Raw genomic sequence first — 15,369 nt, 5'->3', positions numbered from 1 at the left:
TTCATTCGGTCAAAACCAGCATTTGCTGGTGTTCTGTTACTCCAGCCGTAACGATCCACCGCCCAGCTTGATTGATGGCCCCCTCAATCACTCCTAAGGTAAGCCCCACGACAGCAAACCCGTGGAGCGACCATGACAACAACAATCACCCCCGACTCTCGCTGGACGCGGCGGCGCGACGAGAAGCAGCGGCGGCTCGGGCTGGTCAAGCAGTATGCCGACGGGGCGGTGTTGCCCAGTGACAAGATCGTCGAGGCGCTTGAGGCGCTGATCCTGCCCGGCGACCGTGTCGTACTGGAAGGCAACAACCAGAAACAGGCGGATTTTCTCTCCCGCTCCCTGGCCAACATCGACCCCGCCAAGCTTCACGATTTGCACATGATCATGCCCAGTGTCGGCCGTTCCGAGCACCTGGACCTGTTTGAAAAAGGCATCGCGCGCAAGTTGGACTTTTCCTTCGCCGGCACTCAATCCCTGCGCATCAGCCAGTTGCTCGAAGACGGCCTGCTGGAAATCGGTGCGATCCACACCTACATCGAACTCTATGCGCGGCTGGTGGTGGACCTGATCCCCAACGTGGTGCTTTCCGCCGGTTTCATGGCCGACCGCGCCGGCAATATCTACACCGGCGCGAGCACCGAAGACACCCCGGCGCTGATCGAGCCTGCCGCGTTCAGCGATGGCATCGTGATCGTGCAGGTCAACCAGTTGGTGGGCGACGTCACCGATTTGCCCCGCGTGGACATCCCGGCGAGTTGGGTGGACTTCGTGGTGGTGGCCGACAAACCGTTCTACATCGAGCCGTTGTTCACCCGCGATCCGCGCCATATCAAGCCGGTGCATGTGTTGATGGCGATGATGGCGATCCGTGGCATCTACGAAAAACACAACGTGCAGTCGCTCAACCATGGCATCGGTTTCAACACCGCCGCCATCGAATTGATCCTGCCCACCTACGGCGAGTCCCTCGGCCTCAAGGGCAAGATCTGCCGCAACTGGACCCTCAACCCACACCCCACGCTGATCCCTGCCATCGAAAGCGGCTGGGTCGAAAGCGTGCATTGCTTCGGTACCGAACTGGGGATGGAGAACTACATCGCCGCACGGCCCGATGTGTTCTTCACCGGCCGCGACGGCTCGATGCGTTCCAACCGGATGTTCTGCCAGCTTGCCGGCCAGTACGCGGTGGACCTGTTTATCGGTGCCACGCTGCAGGTGGACGGCGATGGCCATTCCTCCACCGTGACCCGCGGTCGCCTCGCCGGTTTCGGCGGTGCACCGAACATGGGGCATGACCCCCGCGGTCGTCGCCATGGCACGCCGGCCTGGCTGGATATGCGCCACGACGATGCGCCGCAGGCTCTGCTTGAACGCGGTAAAAAGCTCGTGGTGCAGATGGTCGAGACCTTCCAGGAAGGCGGCAAACCCACCTTCGTCGACACCCTCGACGCCGTGGAAGTCGCACGCAAAAGCGGCATGCCGCTGGCGCCGATCATGATCTACGGCGACGACGTCACCCACTTGCTCACCGAAGAAGGCATCGCCTACCTGTACAAGGCGCGCTCCCTGGAAGAGCGCCAGGCGATGATCGCCGCTGTCGCCGGGGTGACCGCCATCGGCCTGCGTCATAACCCCAAGGACACTGCGCGCATGCGCCGCGAAGGCTTGATCGCTTTGCCCGAAGACTTGGGCATTCGCCGGACCGACGCCACCCGCGAATGGTTGGCCGCTAAAAGCGTGGCCGACCTGGTGGACTGGTCCGATGGCTTGTACAACCCGCCCGCCAAATTCAGGAGCTGGTAAATGCGCGCCCTCAAACTGCATGAACTCACCCTCGCAGATCGCCTGGCGGACATGGCCGTCGATGCGCTGATCGACGAGGCGGACTTGTCGCCAAAACCGGCGTTGGTCGACCGACGGGGCAGCGGCGCCCATAGCGATTTGCACCTGGGCCTGATGCACGCCTCGGCGCTGTCGCTGTGGCCGATGTTCAAGGAGATGGCCGAGGCGGCGATTGAATTCGGTGAAGTCGGCCTGCCCCTGCGCGAAGCGCTGGGGCGCATAGGCCGTGAAGGTGAGCAAACAATGCTCGTCACCACCCACGGCGTGAATACCCATCGCGGCGCGATCTGGGCCCTTGGCTTGCTGACCGCTGCCGCCGCCCTGGAGCCGCGGGCCGTCACGCTGAATGCAGCCAGGTTGGCGCTGCTCAACGACCGCTACGCGCCACAGCCCATGAGCCACGGCGCTCAGGTTGCACAACGTTATGGTGCTCGTGGTGCTCGTGAGGAAGCCCAGCTTGGCTTCCCTTCGGTGGTGCAACGCGGCCTGCCGCAGTTGCACAGAAGCCGCCAGCAAAACGCCGGTGAGCAGAACGCACGCCTGGATGCCTTGCTGGCCATCATGACTGAGCTGGCCGACACCTGCGTGCTTTACCGCGCCGGTCCCGAAGGGTTGCTGGCGATGCAGCAGGGCGCTCAAGCGGTACTCGATGCCGGTGGCAGCGCAACGCTGGCCGGGCGTCGCCAACTGCATGCGTTAGACCTTCAACTGCTGGCCCTGAATGCCTCCCCCGGCGGCGCCGCCGACCTGTTGGCCGCCTGCCTGTTTATCGACCGCCTCGACGGAGCGTTGTGATGGAAACCTTATCCTTTGAATTCCCCGCCGGGCAGCCGCCAAGAGGCCGTGCGCTGGTGGGTTGCGTTGGCTCGGGTGACCTGGAAGTGCTGCTGGAACCGGGCACGCCGGGCACGCTGACCATTCGGGTGCAGACCTCGGTGAATGGCGCCGAACAACGCTGGCAGCATCTGTTCGAGCGGATCTTCCAGGAGCAGACCCCACCGGCCTTGAACATTGATATCCACGACTTCGGCGCCACCCCCGGCGTGGTGCGCTTGCGTCTGGAACAGGGTTTCGAGGAGATCGGCCATGACTGACTTACTCGCCAGGCACAGCTTCGTTGAATTGGGCGCGCGGCAACGGGCCAAGGCCTTGCTGGACGCCGGTTCCTACCGCGAATTGATCGACCCGTTCCAGCGCGTCATGTCGCCGTGGCTAAGCCGCCAGGGCGTGGTGCCCCAGGCCGATGACGGTGTGGTGATTGCCAAGGGCAGCATCGATGCAAAGCCTGTGGTGATTGCCGCCATCGAAGGCAACTTCCAGGGCGGCAGCCTGGGTGAAGTTGGCGGTGCAAAAATCGCCGGCGCCCTGGAGTTGGCGGCCGAAGACAACCGTAACGGCATTGCCACCCGCGCCGTCTTGCTGTTGGAGACCGGCGGTGTGCGCCTGCAAGAAGCCAACCTGGGCCTGGCGGCCATCGCTGATATTCATGCGGCGATTGTCGATCTGCGCCAGTACCAGCCAGTGATCGGTGTGGTGGCGGGCAGTGTCGGCTGCTTTGGTGGCATGTCCATCGCGGCAGGTTTGTGCAGTTACCTTGTCGTCACCCGCGAAGCACGCCTGGGGTTGAACGGCCCGCAAGTGATCGAGCAAGAGGCTGGCCTGGAAGAGTACGACTCCCGCGACCGCCCTTTCATCTGGAGCCTCACCGGCGGCGAGCAACGTTTCAACAGCGGCTTGGCCGACCGCTATGTGGCTGATGATGTGGCCGAGATTCAACAGACCGTCGGCGCATTGTTGGAGCAGGGCTTGCCCACTCAACAACGCAGCCGTCAGGCCGACCACTATCTGGCGCGCCTGGCCGAACTGGACGCTACGCCACAAATTGACCCGGCAACGGTACGCGAGCTGTATCAAGGAGAACGCTCATGAGAGGTTTGCAGTGGTTCAATGCGTTGAGCGGCGGAGCGACAGCCGTTGAGGGTTTGCCAAACTCGCTGAAGGCCGCTGATGGTGTGCTGGGTGAACAGCCCGTGCGCTATATCGCCGTGGTCACCGACGCGCAAAACCGCTTCCCCCGCGCACGCCATGGCGAAGTCGGCCTGCTGGAAGGTTGGGGTCTGGCGAAAGCCGTCGATGAAGCCATCGCCCGTGGCGACAAGCGCCCGATCATCGCCATCGTCGATGTGCCGAGCCAAGCCTATGGCCGTCGCGAAGAAGCACTCGGTATCCACCAGGCACTGGCCGCCGCCGCCGACAGCTACGCCCGTGCTCGACTGGCCGGGCACCCGGTGATCGCCCTGTTGGTCGGCAAGGCGATGTCTGGCGCGTTTCTCGCGCATGGGTATCAAGCCAACCGCCTGATCGCCCTGCGCGACCCCGGCGTGATGGTGCATGCCATGGGCAAAGCCTCCGCCGCGCGGGTGACCCTGCGCAGCGTCGAAGAATTGGAAGCCCTGGCCGCCAGCGTGCCGCCCATGGCCTATGACATCGACAGCTACGCCAGCCTGGGCTTGTTGTGGGAAACCTTGTCGGTGAGCCAGATTGAACAACCCACGCCGGAGGATGTGGCGCGGGTCAGCGATTGCCTGGTCAGTGCGATCAAGGATATTGGCAGCACCGACTTGAGCAGCCGCCTGGGTGCGACCCATCGCGCCGCTTCCAGCCATGTGCGCCAACTGCTGCGGGAACAGTGGTGAACGCCCACGACCTGCTCTGGGGCATGACCCCGGCGCATCTGCCTGCTGACGCTCCGGCGTGGGCGGTGGAGGCGATTGGCACGGTGGTGGTGCGACGCGCAATCGTCGCGCCGGGCCAGGTCGCGGTGGGCGTGCGCGGGCGTTTTCGCGAGCAGCGTTTAGCCGTCCAAATGCCGATTGCCGCTGTGCAGCGGCGAGTCATACCGCAAGCGCTGCGTGACGTGGTCTCGATGCGCGATCTACCGGCTTTGCAGGCACTCGAACAGTTGCGCCCAGTGCTGGCGGCATTGAACTGGGGCGTCACCGGCAGCGCGGGTTTTGAGCTGGCAACGGGCATCGAAGCGCTGCACGCCCAGAGCGATCTGGACCTGATTCTGCACACGCCCGGGCCGCTGGATCGCAACGATTCACGCGACTTGCTGGCAACCTTGGACAAAGCCGCGTGCGCCGTGGATATGCAACTGCAAACCCCTTTCGGCGCTATCGCCCTGCGCGAATGGGCCGGTCCATCGCGGCGGGTGCTATTGAAAACCGCCAGCGGTGCGCACCTCGTTGTTGATCCTTGGCAGGCGGTGGCATGAGCAGCCTTCTGGTGTTCCCGGGGCAGGGCGCCCAGCGGCCGGGCATGCTCCAGGCGTTGCCGGCCGATGTGTTGGAACACGCCAGCGATGCCTTGGGTGAAGACGTTCGCGCGTTGGATTCGGCGCACGCCCTGGCGAGCACCCGCGCCGTACAGCTTTGCCTGTTGATCGCCGGCGTGGCCCACGCCCGCCTGCTGCAACACCGCCCGGATTACGTCGCGGGATTGTCCATCGGTGCCTACCCGGCGGCAGTGATTGCCGGTGCGCTGGATTTCGCCGACGCCGTCAAACTGGTCAGTCTGCGCGGCGAGCTGATGCAAAATGCTTATCCACAGGGCTACGGTATGACCGCGATCATCGGCCCGGAGTTATCCACCGTCGAAAGCCTACTGGCCGAAATCCACAGCCCCGAAACTCCGGTGTACCTGGCCAATATCAACGCCGACAACCAGACCGTGATCGCCGGCAGCGATCAGGCCATGAAGCTCATCGCCCACCGCATCAAGGGCAATGGCATCGCCAAGCGCCTGGCCGTCAGCGTGCCGTCCCACTGCGCATTGCTGGAGCAACCGGCCCAGGCGCTGGCGCAAGCCTTCGTCTCGCTCAAGGCGCCGCGTATCACCTACCTGAGCAGCACCCGTGCGCGGCCGATCCACAACCCTGAACAATTGCGCGACGACCTGGCCTTCAACATGTGCCGCATCGTCGACTGGCGCGGCACCGTGCAAAGCGCCTACGAGCGCGGTGTGCGCCTGCAGATCGAACTGCCACCCGGCGCCGTGCTCACCGGCCTGTCACGCCGGGTGTTTGAACACGGCACGGTGATCGCCTGTGAAGGCGCACGCCTGGATACCTTGCAGGCCCTGCTGCAAGAGGAGGAAAACCGCCACCGATAGAGCTTCACCCAAGGCTTTCGAAGCACAAAAACAACAATTTCGATCGAGCACTTTGAGGACAACAACAATGATAATTTACGGTGTGGCATTGCTAGCGATCTGCACGCTCGCGGGCGTGATCATGGGCGACATGCTCGGTGTGTTGCTGGGCGTAAAGTCCAACGTGGGCGGGGTGGGGATCGCGATGATCCTGCTGATCTGCGCGCGGCTGTGGATGCAAAAGCGCGGCGGCATGACCAAGGAATGCGAAATGGGTGTGGGCTTCTGGGGTGCGATGTACATTCCCGTGGTGGTCGCCATGGCTGCGCAGCAGAACGTGGTAACCGCGCTGCACGGTGGCCCGGTGGCGGTGCTCGCCGCGATTGGTTCGGTGGTCGTGTGTGGTTGCACCATCGCCCTGATCAGCCGCACTCACAGGGGTGAACCGTTGCCCGATGAAGAGCCGCTGATTGCCCCAGTGGGAGGTCGCTGATATGTGGGCGCTCATCGAAAAAGGTTTGGAACATAACGGCCTGATCACCGCGTTTGCCTTCGTGGGCGTGGTCATGTGGATTTCCGTGGTGCTGTCCAAACGCCTGACCTTCGGGCGCATCCACGGTTCGGCGATTGCGATCGTTATCGGCCTGGTATTGGCCTGGGTCGGCGGCACCGTGACGGGAGGCCAGAAAGGCCTGGCAGACCTGGCGCTGTTCTCCGGCATCGGCCTGATGGGCGGCGCGATGTTGCGCGACTTCGCCATTGTCGCCACGGCGTTCGAAGTGCAAGCCACCGAGGCGCGCAAGGCCGGCATGATTGGCGTGATTGCGCTGCTGCTGGGCACGATCCTGCCGTTTATCGTCGGCGCGTGCATGGCCTGGGCGTTCGGTTATCGCGATGCAATCAGCATGACCACCATCGGTGCCGGCGCCGTGACCTACATCGTCGGCCCCGTGACCGGCGCAGCCATCGGCGCGACGTCGGACGTGATGGCGCTGTCCATTGCCACCGGGTTGATCAAGGCGATCCTGGTGATGGTCGGCACACCGGTCGCTGCGCGCTGGATGGGCCTGGATAACCCGCGTTCGGCGATGGTGTTTGGCGGGTTGGCCGGCACGGTGAGCGGCGTGACTGCTGGCTTGGCTGCGACGGATCGGCGGTTGGTGCCGTATGGCGCGCTGACGGCGACGTTCCATACCGGGTTGGGTTGCTTGCTCGGGCCTTCGTTGCTCTATTTCATCGTGCGCGGGTTGGTCGGTTAGTTTTCGCGGTGCTTGGTCTGACGCTATCGGGGGCAAGCCCCTCCCACATTTGACTGCATTCCAAATGCAGGCGTGGAATCGTATCCAGTGTGGGAGGGGGCTTGCCCCCGATGGCGGTGTGTCAGGCTTGCACCTGCCGATTGGCATACATCCGGCACTCCGCCAACAACGCCAGCAAGTTGGGATCACGCTCCTTGGCCTTCAAGAACACCACGCCAATGTGCTGCTGCAACCGATACCTGGGTTGCAGCGGTATCAACTTCACGCGGTTCTCATACACCGCCGCGATCCTGCCCGGCAGCAGCGCATAGCCCACGCCTGAGCTGACCATGCTCAGCAGCGTGAAAATGTCGTTCACCTGCATCGCCACCTTCGGCTCGAACCCCGCCTGCTTGAACACGCGATTGCCATCCTGGTGAGTGGCGAAGCCCTGGGTGAGGGTGATGAAGGTCGCGTCGCGTACGTCCGCCAGATCAATTTGCTGATCGCGGTCAAACGGTGAATCCGCCGGTGTGGCGAGGAAGATGTCATCGGAGAACAAGGCAATCTGTTCGCAGTCCGGGTCGTTGGCGTGCTCGTCGAGGGAGATGAGGATCGCGTCCACCTCCATGTTCTTGAGCTTGTAGAGCAGGTCGAAGTTGGAGCCCAGGATGAGGTCGATGTTGAGCTCGCTGCGGCGGATCTTCAGGCCCATGATCAACTGCGGTACGGTCTTTACCGTGAGCGAATACAGCGAGCCGAGCTTGAAGCGTTCGGCGGAGAAGCCGGCCGCTTCGCGGGTGAGGCGTACACTGTCGACCACATCAGCCACCAGCTTCTGCGCGCGTTCTTCCAACACGTAGGCGCTTTCCAGCGGCGTGAGGTTGCGCCCTTCGTGTTTGAACAGCGGGCAGCGCAGCGCGTTTTCCAGAGAATGAATGGCGCGGTGCACGCTGACGTTACTGGTTTGCAACTCGGCGGCAGCGCGGCCCAGGTTACCGGTGCGCATGAACGCCAGGAAGATTTCGAGCTTCTTGAGGGTGAACTCTTCGTCGATCAGCATGGCCGTGGGCTCTTGTTCGAAGGCTGTCGATTGTGCCCGCAAAACCGCCCGGCGTCCTCGGAACGTCATAAGCCCCTTGCACTCTTATGCGCAAGGCGGGACGCTTACCCGCCCGCCCATGTCGGACACAGGAGGTCGAGGAAAGATGTACCACGGGGAACGATTCAACGCCTGGAGCCACTTGCTCGGGGCCGTCGCAGCCTTTGCGGGCGCGGTGTGGATGCTGGTGGTGGCGAGCCTGGATGGCAGCCCCTGGAAGATCGTCAGCGTGGCGATTTATGGTTTTACGCTGCTGGTGCTGTACAGCGCGTCCACGGTGTACCACAGCGTGCGTGGGCGCCGAAAAGAGATCATGCAGAAGGTCGACCACTTTTCAATCTACCTGCTGATCGCCGGCAGCTACACGCCGTTTTGCCTGGTGAGCCTGCGCGGGCCTTGGGGCTGGACGCTGTTCGGGATCGTGTGGGGGCTGGCGGTGATCGGCATATTGCAGGAAATCAAACCGCGTTCCGAGGCGCGCATCCTGTCCATCGTGATCTATGCGGTGATGGGTTGGATCGTGCTGGTGGCGGTCAAGCCGCTGATGGCTGCGCTGGGCACCGCCGGGTTCACCTGGCTGGCGGCCGGCGGGGTCCTGTATACCGTGGGCATCATCTTCTTCGCACTGGAAGATCGGTTGCGGCATTCCCACGGGATCTGGCATTTGTTTGTGATCGGCGGGAGTTTGCTGCACTTTGTGGCAGTCATGCATTACGTGCTGTAACCCTGTGTGGCTTGCCTGCGAGGCAAGCGACTCGATGTTTCTGCAGAACCGAGGCGATGCTATCGCAGGCAAGCCAGCTCCCGCCTATAAACGCTCCAGCAGCTCTCGTGCGCGCTGCCCGAGGATTTGCAGCAACGTTGCAAGCATATGCGGCGGTGGCTCGTCCGCGCGGGTCAGGGCGTACAGGGTGATTGGCAGTGGCGGCGTGAGCGTGCGAATGCACGTGGTGGCTGTCGAGGCGCCGAGGGCGGTGAAGGGGTCGATCACTGTGAGGCCGGCGCCGGACTCCACCATCGCACGAGCCAGGGAGTAGGTTTGTACGCTGATGGTCACTCGGGGCGCAGGGTCGACGTTTTCCAGGTAGCTGTCGAGCTTGGCGGCCAAGGGGTCGGCGCTGGAGAGGCCGATCAATGGCGCGCCCGCCAGCTCGCTCAGGGCCAAGGGCTTGCTCAGGTCCGGGTCGGGCCAATAACCCTTCGAGGCTAGCGCCACCAGCACGCCGTCGGCCAGCACTTGGGTGGTCAAGCCCGGGTGGCCGGAGAGGCTGAGGGTCAGTGCGAGGTCGATCTCGCGCATCAACAGTTTGTGCACCAGCTCGCGGCTGTGATCGCTGGAGAGCTCGCAGGCCATGTCCGGGTAATCGCGTTTCCACTCCAGGATCGCCGGCGGCAGCAGCGACAACGCCAGGGCCGGGATCGCGCCGATGCGCACGCTTTGGCCCGGCGCGCGGCGCAAACTCTTGGCCAGGCGCCGCACACCTTGCAGGCTCTCGGTCACTTTCTCGACTTCGCTTTCCAGCGCCAGGGCTTCCGGCGTGGGCTGCAATTTGCCGCGCACCCGCAGGAACAGCGGAAAGCCCAGCTGTAACTCGGCATGCTGCAACACTTTGGTCACTGCCGGCTGGGAGACGTGCAGCAACTGCGCCGCAGCGCTGATGGAGCCGGTCTGGCGAATGGCCTGGAAGATTTCGATATGACGCAAGCGCATGGCAAGTCCATAACCTTTGTTTATGGGTGAGCCATCTTTATTCATTGTCGTCGGCCTGTCACCTGCCCCTAGGCTGGAGCCCTCTCAATGGAACGGCGGTGGCGGCGATGGTGTGCATCATTGGCGGTGGGGTGATCGGGTTGACCAGCGCCTATGCGTTGGTGCGGGCCGGCCATGAGGTGACGGTGATCGATGCGCGCGACAGCCTGGGCAGTGAAACCAGCTTCGCCAATGGCGGGCAATTGTCGTACCGCTACGTCGCGCCGTTGGCCGATGCAGGTGTGCCGCTGCAAGCGATTGGCTGGCTGCTGCGCGGTGAGTCGCCGCTCAAGTTGCGCCCTCGGCTGGACCCTCGGCAGTGGCGCTGGATGGCGGCTTTCGTCGGCGCCTGCCGTGGCTCGGTGAACCAGCGCAATGCCGCCCACTTGCTGCGCCTGGCCGCCTTGAGCCAGCACACCTTGCAGCAATGGCGCGAGGACGATCACCTCGACGGCTTCGACTGGCGCCGCAACGGCAAGTTGGTGACCTTTCGCAGCGCGGGCACGTTCGCGCGGGCGCGCAGCAAAGTGACCGATTTTGTGCAGCAGCAGGTGCTGACGGCGGCAGATTGCGCGGGCCTTGAACCGGCGCTGGCGCAGGATGGTTTTGTCGGCGGCATCTACACACCCAATGAAGAAGTGGCCGACTGTCACGCCTTCTGCCAACGCCTGGCGGCGCGCCTCGCGTCTTCAGGGCGTTGCACCTTTTTACTGGGGCGGCAGGTTACCGGTATTCATCACCTCGACGGTGCGGTACGGGCCATCGCGCTGGGGGATGACGTAATGCCGGTCGAGCAGTTGGTCCTGGCGGCTGGCTATCGCAGTGCCGAGTTGGGCGTGTCGCTGCCGTTGTACCCGCTCAAAGGCTACAGCCTCAGCGTGCCGGTGAGCACGCCGCATCAGGCGCCGAACGTGAGCATCACCGATTACGATCGCAAGATCGTCTACGCGCGCATCGGCGAGCAGCTGCGGGTGGCCGCGATGGTGGACATCGTCGGCTACGACGCCAGCCTTGACCCCAAGCGCCTGGCGCTGATGAAGCGCCAGGCGCTGGAGACATTTCCTGCGGCTGGCGACTACGCCCAGGCCGTGGAATGGGCCGGCATGCGGCCTGCGACCCCCACCGGTGTGCCGTTGATCGGCGCCAGTGTGTATCGCAACCTGTGGCTGAACCTGGGCCACGGCGCCCTCGGCTTTACCCTGGCCTGCGGCAGTGGCCAACTGTTGGCCGAGCTGATCGGCCAGCGCGCACCTTCCATCGATATGCAGGGCCTGTCGCCCCGCGCTGCTTGAAGCGTCATCAACCAACGGAGCATAACAATGAAAAAAATCCTGTTGACTGGCTGCACCCTGGGGCTTCTGTTGGGGGCTCAGGCCCATGCGACGGAAGGCGTGTTGGGCAAGATCGCCAGCACGAAGTCCATCACCCTGGGCTACCGCGATGCGTCGGTGCCATTTTCCTACGTGGGCGACCACAGCGGCAAGCCCATGGGCTATTCGGTGGACCTGGCGAACAAGATCGTCGAGCGCATCCAGCAGAAAACCGGGGTGGCCAACCTGCGGGTGAAGTACAACCTGGTGACCTCCCAGACGCGTATCCCGCTGGTGCAGAACGGCACCGTGGACCTGGAATGCGGCTCCACCGGGGTGACCGCCGAGCGGCAGAAGCAGGTGGCGTTTTCCTACGGATTCATCTACGTGAAAGGCCAGTTGCTGACGGCCAAAGGCAGCGGTGTCCAAGGCTTTAGTGATCTCAACGGCAAGACCGTGGTAACCACCGCTGGCACCACCAATGAGCGTTATCTCAAAAGCTACAACGTGGAGCAAAAGGCCAACATCTCGGTGATCAGTGCCAAGGATCACGGCGAGGCCTTCAAGATGCTGGAGACCGGCCGCGCAGTGGCGTTCTACATGGACGATGCGCTGCTCTACGGCGAACGCGCCAAGGCCCGCGACCCGCACAACTGGGTGGTGGTGGGTCAGGAGCAGTCGCGGGAAATCTACAGCTGCATGCTGCGCAAGGATGACCCGCAGTTCCTGGCGGTGGTTAACGAGACGCTCGGCGACCTGTATCGCACTGGAGAGATCAATGGGATCTACCAGCGCTGGTTTGAATCACCGATTCCACCCAAGGGGCTGAACCTGGAATTCCCGATGACCAGCGAGTTGAAGGCGATCATTGCCGAGCCGACGAGCGACCCGGTCGAGTAATGAAATCATCACCCCATTCAACAAGTGGGAGCAGGCAAGCCAGCTCCCTCAGTGTCGATTGGGGTTGCAGCGGAAGGGCGTTAGAAATCGCCCCACAACTGTTGGGCGACTGCCAACGCTACCACCGGCGCTGTCTCGGTGCGCAACACGCGCGGACCAAGGCGGGCGGCGTGGTAGCCGGCGGCTTGGGCGGTGTCGACTTCGTTGTCGGTCAGCCCGCCTTCAGGGCCGATCAGAAACGCCAGGCTGGAAGGCTTGGCGTGACTGACCATGGGCTCGGCCACCGGGTGCAGCACCAGCTTCAAGTCCGCTTCGGTCTGCTTCAACCACTCCGCCAGCAGCAGCGGCGGGTGAATCACCGGTACCGTTGAACGCCCGCATTGCTCGCACGCGCTGATCGCTACCTGGCGCCAGTGCAGCAGGCGTTTGTCGGCGCGTTCGTCTTTCAGGCGCACTTCGCAGCGGTCGCTGAAAATCGGTGTGATCGCGTTGACCCCCAGCTCTGTGGCTTTCTGGATCGCCCAGTCCATGCGCTCGCCCCGGGACAGGCCCTGGCCGAGGTGGATGTGCAGTAGCGACTCGGCCTGGCCGGCAAAGCTTTCGGTCAGTTGCACGGTGACGCGTTTCTTGCCGACCTCCAGCAGACTGCCGAGAAACTCCTGGCCGGAGCCGTCGAACAATTGCACGGCGTCACCTTCGGCCATGCGCAATACGCGGCTGATGTAGTGTGCCTGGGCTTCGGGCAATTCGTGATCGCCAATGCTCAGCGGGGTGTCGGTGAAAAAACGGGACAATCTCATTTCTGTTCTCTGAAAAAAGGGTGCGGGCCATCAGCCCGGATCACGAAAGCCTGGGTGGAAATCTTTCGGCACGGCAACGCTGACACTGCTGTGGGTGGCGATATCGATGCCTTCGCTGGCCACGTCGGCGAGGAAGTCGATCTGCTCCGGCGTAATCACATAAGGCGGCAGGAAATACACCACGCTGCCCAGCGGCCGCAACAGTGCGCCACGCGCCAAGGCGTGCTCGAACACCTTCAGGCCCCTGCGTTCCTGCCACGGGTAGGCGGTCTTGGTGGCCTTGTCCTGGACCATCTCGATAGCCAGCACCATGCCGGTCTGGCGCACTTCCGAGACGTGGGGATGGTCCACCAGGTGTGCGGTGGCCGTCGCCATGCGCTGGGCCAGGGCCTTGTTGTTCTCGATGACGTTGTCTTCTTCGAAGATATCCAGGGTCGCCAATGCCGCCGCGCACGCCAGCGGGTTGCCGGTGTAGCTGTGGGAATGCAGGAAGGCACGCAGGGTCGGGTAGTCGTCGTAGAAGGCGTTGTAGACGTCATCGGTGGTGACTACCGCCGCCAGCGGCAGGTAGCCGCCGGTGAGGGCTTTGGACAGGCACAGGAAGTCCGGGCGGATGCCGGCCTGTTCGCAGGCGAACATGCTGCCGGTGCGACCGAAGCCCACGGCGATTTCGTCGTGGATCAGGTGCACGCCGTAGCGATCGCAGGCGTCGCGCAGCAACTTGAGGTACACCGGGTGGTACATGCGCATGCCGCCGGCGCCCTGGATCAACGGCTCGATGATCACAGCGGCGACCGTGTCGTGGTTTTCCGCCAGGGTCTGCTCCATGGCCAGGAACATGTTGCGCGAATGTTCTTCCCAGCTCATGCCCTCGGGGCGCAGGTAGCAGTCCGGGCTTGGCACCTTGAGGGTGTCGAGCAGCAGCGCCTTGTAGGTTTCGGTAAACAGCGGCACGTCGCCCACCGACATCGCGGCGATGGTTTCGCCGTGGTAGCTGTTGGTCAGGGTGACGAAGCGCTTCTTGTTCGGCAGGCCACGGTTGAGCCAATAGTGAAAGCTCATTTTCAGCGCGACTTCGATGCAGGACGACCCGTTATCGGCGTAGAAACACCGCGTCAGGCCTTCGGGCGTCATCTGCACCAGGCGCTCGGACAACTCGATGACCGGCTGGTGGCTGAAGCCGGCGAGGATCACGTGCTCCAACTGGTCGACCTGGTCTTTGATGCGCTGGTTGATGCGCGGGTTGGCGTGGCCGAAGACGTTGACCCACCAGGAACTGACAGCGTCGAGGTAGCGCTTGCCTTCGAAATCTTCCAGCCACACGCCTTCGCCGCGCTTGATCGGCACCAGCGGCAGTTGCTGGTGGTCTTTCATCTGGGTGCAGGGATGCCACAGCACCGCCAGGTCGCGCTGCATCCACTGGTTGTTCAGGCCCATCGGTTCTCTCCTCGAAGCGGTCCTGCGGCGGGGCGCAGGTAAAACAATCGCGCAAGCCTATGCAATGGTGGGCTGTGTCACAAGCTATTACCGGTGAATGGGGGTAAAGGCAGGACGGTCTGTCACGTTTCCAGGGAATAGTCCTTAATCCTTGGTTAACTTATTGTGCATAGTCTCTTGATCATATTTCTCGATATTTCAAAGCGAAAATTTGCGCTTTAATTCGATAGGTAAATCGCTAGTCTTGGGCGCAGTTCTTACGGGATTTGGAACATGCAATTACGAAATTCGTCGGCCCGCTATGGTTGGGTCAGCATCGTCTTGCACTGGGGCGTGGCCCTGGTGGTGTTTGGGTTGTTCGCCCTGGGGCTGTGGATGGTCGGCCTCGACTACTACAGCGCGTGGCGCAAAGACGCGCCGGACCTGCACAAGAGCATTGGCATCACGCTGTTCGCCATCATGCTGGTGCGTATTGTCTGGCGCCTGCTCAGCCCGCCGCCGCCGCCGCTGGCGAGCTACAGCCGCATGACCCGACTGGGGGCTGCGTTGGGCCACGGGTTCCTGTATCTCGGGCTGTTCGCCGTGATGATCGCCGGTTACCTGATTTCCACCGCAGACGGTGTCGGTATCCCGGTATTTGGTCTGTTCGATATTCCTGCCGTGGTTTCCGGGCTACCGGACCAGGCAGACAACGCGGGCCTGGTGCACCTGTACCTGGCCTGGGTGTTGGTGGTCTTCGCCGGCTTGCACGGCGTGGCTGCGTTGAAACACCACTTCATTGATCGTGATGTGACCCTGCTGCGAATGCTGGGGCGCAAAGCCTGATGTTCAACCTCGA

17 protein-coding genes are annotated in these 15,369 nt (G+C 63.0%); 13 read left to right on the top strand and 4 right to left on the bottom strand.

The genetic code is table 11. From position 1 onward, the window contains the following. Positions 1 to 132: 132 nt before the first annotated feature. The 9 genes from mdcA (at position 133) to madM (ending at position 7,253) form a co-directional block, all read left to right on the top strand. Positions 133 to 1,803 carry a malonate decarboxylase subunit alpha gene (gene mdcA / locus CQ041_RS03245; RefSeq protein ID WP_105521075.1) on the top strand — a complete coding sequence of 557 codons (1,671 nt, stop codon included), beginning with the start codon at positions 133 to 135 and terminating at the stop codon, positions 1,801 to 1,803. Then, complete coding sequence (locus CQ041_RS03240) at positions 1,804 to 2,637, top strand: triphosphoribosyl-dephospho-CoA synthase (protein ID WP_105521074.1); 834 nt, start codon at positions 1,804 to 1,806, stop codon at positions 2,635 to 2,637. Beyond that, positions 2,637 to 2,936 (top strand): malonate decarboxylase subunit delta, encoded by a 300-nt coding sequence (locus tag CQ041_RS03235; RefSeq protein ID WP_105521073.1) that lies wholly within the window; start codon positions 2,637 to 2,639, stop codon positions 2,934 to 2,936. Before CQ041_RS03240 ends, CQ041_RS03235 begins: the two co-directional genes overlap by 1 nt. Continuing rightward, a complete protein-coding gene (locus CQ041_RS03230) occupies positions 2,929 to 3,771 on the top strand; it encodes a biotin-independent malonate decarboxylase subunit beta (RefSeq protein WP_105521072.1) in 843 nt (280 codons plus the stop codon). Before CQ041_RS03235 ends, CQ041_RS03230 begins: the two co-directional genes overlap by 8 nt. Then, positions 3,768 to 4,538 carry a biotin-independent malonate decarboxylase subunit gamma gene (gene mdcE / locus CQ041_RS03225; protein WP_105521071.1) on the top strand — a complete coding sequence of 257 codons (771 nt, stop codon included), beginning with the start codon at positions 3,768 to 3,770 and terminating at the stop codon, positions 4,536 to 4,538. Before CQ041_RS03230 ends, mdcE begins: the two co-directional genes overlap by 4 nt. Next, entirely contained in the window at positions 4,532 to 5,119 is a 588-nt protein-coding gene (locus tag CQ041_RS03220) for a malonate decarboxylase holo-ACP synthase (RefSeq protein ID WP_105521070.1), read from the top strand. Before mdcE ends, CQ041_RS03220 begins: the two co-directional genes overlap by 7 nt. Then, a complete protein-coding gene (gene mdcH, locus CQ041_RS03215) occupies positions 5,116 to 6,015 on the top strand; it encodes a malonate decarboxylase subunit epsilon (protein WP_105521069.1) in 900 nt (299 codons plus the stop codon). Before CQ041_RS03220 ends, mdcH begins: the two co-directional genes overlap by 4 nt. A gap of 67 nt (positions 6,016 to 6,082) precedes the next feature. Further along, positions 6,083 to 6,487, top strand: a complete 405-nt coding sequence (gene madL / locus CQ041_RS03210; RefSeq protein WP_105521068.1) for a malonate transporter subunit MadL — start codon at positions 6,083 to 6,085, stop codon at positions 6,485 to 6,487. Between the two features lies 1 nt (position 6,488). Beyond that, positions 6,489 to 7,253 (top strand): malonate transporter subunit MadM, encoded by a 765-nt coding sequence (gene madM / locus CQ041_RS03205; RefSeq protein WP_105521067.1) that lies wholly within the window; start codon positions 6,489 to 6,491, stop codon positions 7,251 to 7,253. 121 nt (positions 7,254 to 7,374) lie between these two features. On the opposite strand, the gene CQ041_RS03200 is transcribed toward madM, so the two are convergent. Continuing rightward, the gene (locus tag CQ041_RS03200) at positions 7,375 to 8,295 is read right to left on the bottom strand and encodes a LysR substrate-binding domain-containing protein (RefSeq protein WP_105521066.1); all 921 of its coding nucleotides are present in this window, start codon (positions 8,293 to 8,295) and stop codon (positions 7,375 to 7,377) included. Between the two features lie 145 nt (positions 8,296 to 8,440). On the opposite strand from CQ041_RS03200, the gene CQ041_RS03195 reads away from it, so the two are divergent. Next, the gene (locus CQ041_RS03195) at positions 8,441 to 9,058 is read left to right on the top strand and encodes a hemolysin III family protein (RefSeq protein WP_105521065.1); all 618 of its coding nucleotides are present in this window, start codon (positions 8,441 to 8,443) and stop codon (positions 9,056 to 9,058) included. A gap of 84 nt (positions 9,059 to 9,142) precedes the next feature. Here CQ041_RS03195 and CQ041_RS03190 read toward each other — a convergent pair whose 3' ends face one another. Further along, positions 9,143 to 10,045 carry a LysR family transcriptional regulator gene (locus CQ041_RS03190; RefSeq protein WP_105521064.1) on the bottom strand — a complete coding sequence of 301 codons (903 nt, stop codon included), beginning with the start codon at positions 10,043 to 10,045 and terminating at the stop codon, positions 9,143 to 9,145. A 62-nt stretch (positions 10,046 to 10,107) separates the two neighbouring features. On the opposite strand from CQ041_RS03190, the gene CQ041_RS03185 reads away from it, so the two are divergent. Continuing rightward, entirely contained in the window at positions 10,108 to 11,376 is a 1,269-nt protein-coding gene (locus CQ041_RS03185; RefSeq protein ID WP_122427347.1) for a D-amino acid dehydrogenase, read from the top strand. Positions 11,377 to 11,403: 27 nt separating this feature from the next. Then, positions 11,404 to 12,294, top strand: a complete 891-nt coding sequence (locus CQ041_RS03180) for a transporter substrate-binding domain-containing protein (RefSeq protein WP_105521062.1) — start codon at positions 11,404 to 11,406, stop codon at positions 12,292 to 12,294. Between the two features lie 80 nt (positions 12,295 to 12,374). Here CQ041_RS03180 and CQ041_RS03175 read toward each other — a convergent pair whose 3' ends face one another. Further along, positions 12,375 to 13,094: a 16S rRNA (uracil(1498)-N(3))-methyltransferase gene (locus CQ041_RS03175; protein ID WP_105521061.1), complete on the bottom strand. Its 720-nt coding sequence runs from the start codon at positions 13,092 to 13,094 to the stop codon at positions 12,375 to 12,377. A gap of 30 nt (positions 13,095 to 13,124) precedes the next feature. Next, a complete protein-coding gene (locus CQ041_RS03170) occupies positions 13,125 to 14,531 on the bottom strand; it encodes an adenosylmethionine--8-amino-7-oxononanoate transaminase (protein WP_105521060.1) in 1,407 nt (468 codons plus the stop codon). Between the two features lie 273 nt (positions 14,532 to 14,804). Here CQ041_RS03170 and CQ041_RS03165 point away from each other — a divergent pair, with 273 nt between their 5' ends. Next, positions 14,805 to 15,356, top strand: a complete 552-nt coding sequence (locus CQ041_RS03165) for a cytochrome b (protein ID WP_105521059.1) — start codon at positions 14,805 to 14,807, stop codon at positions 15,354 to 15,356. Positions 15,357 to 15,369 lie beyond the last annotated feature (13 nt).

It is taken from the genome of Pseudomonas sp. MYb60, from assembly GCF_002979555.1.
Taxonomy (GTDB): Bacteria; Pseudomonadota; Gammaproteobacteria; order Pseudomonadales; family Pseudomonadaceae; genus Aquipseudomonas.
This window is presented reverse-complemented; position numbering and strand designations above follow the sequence as displayed.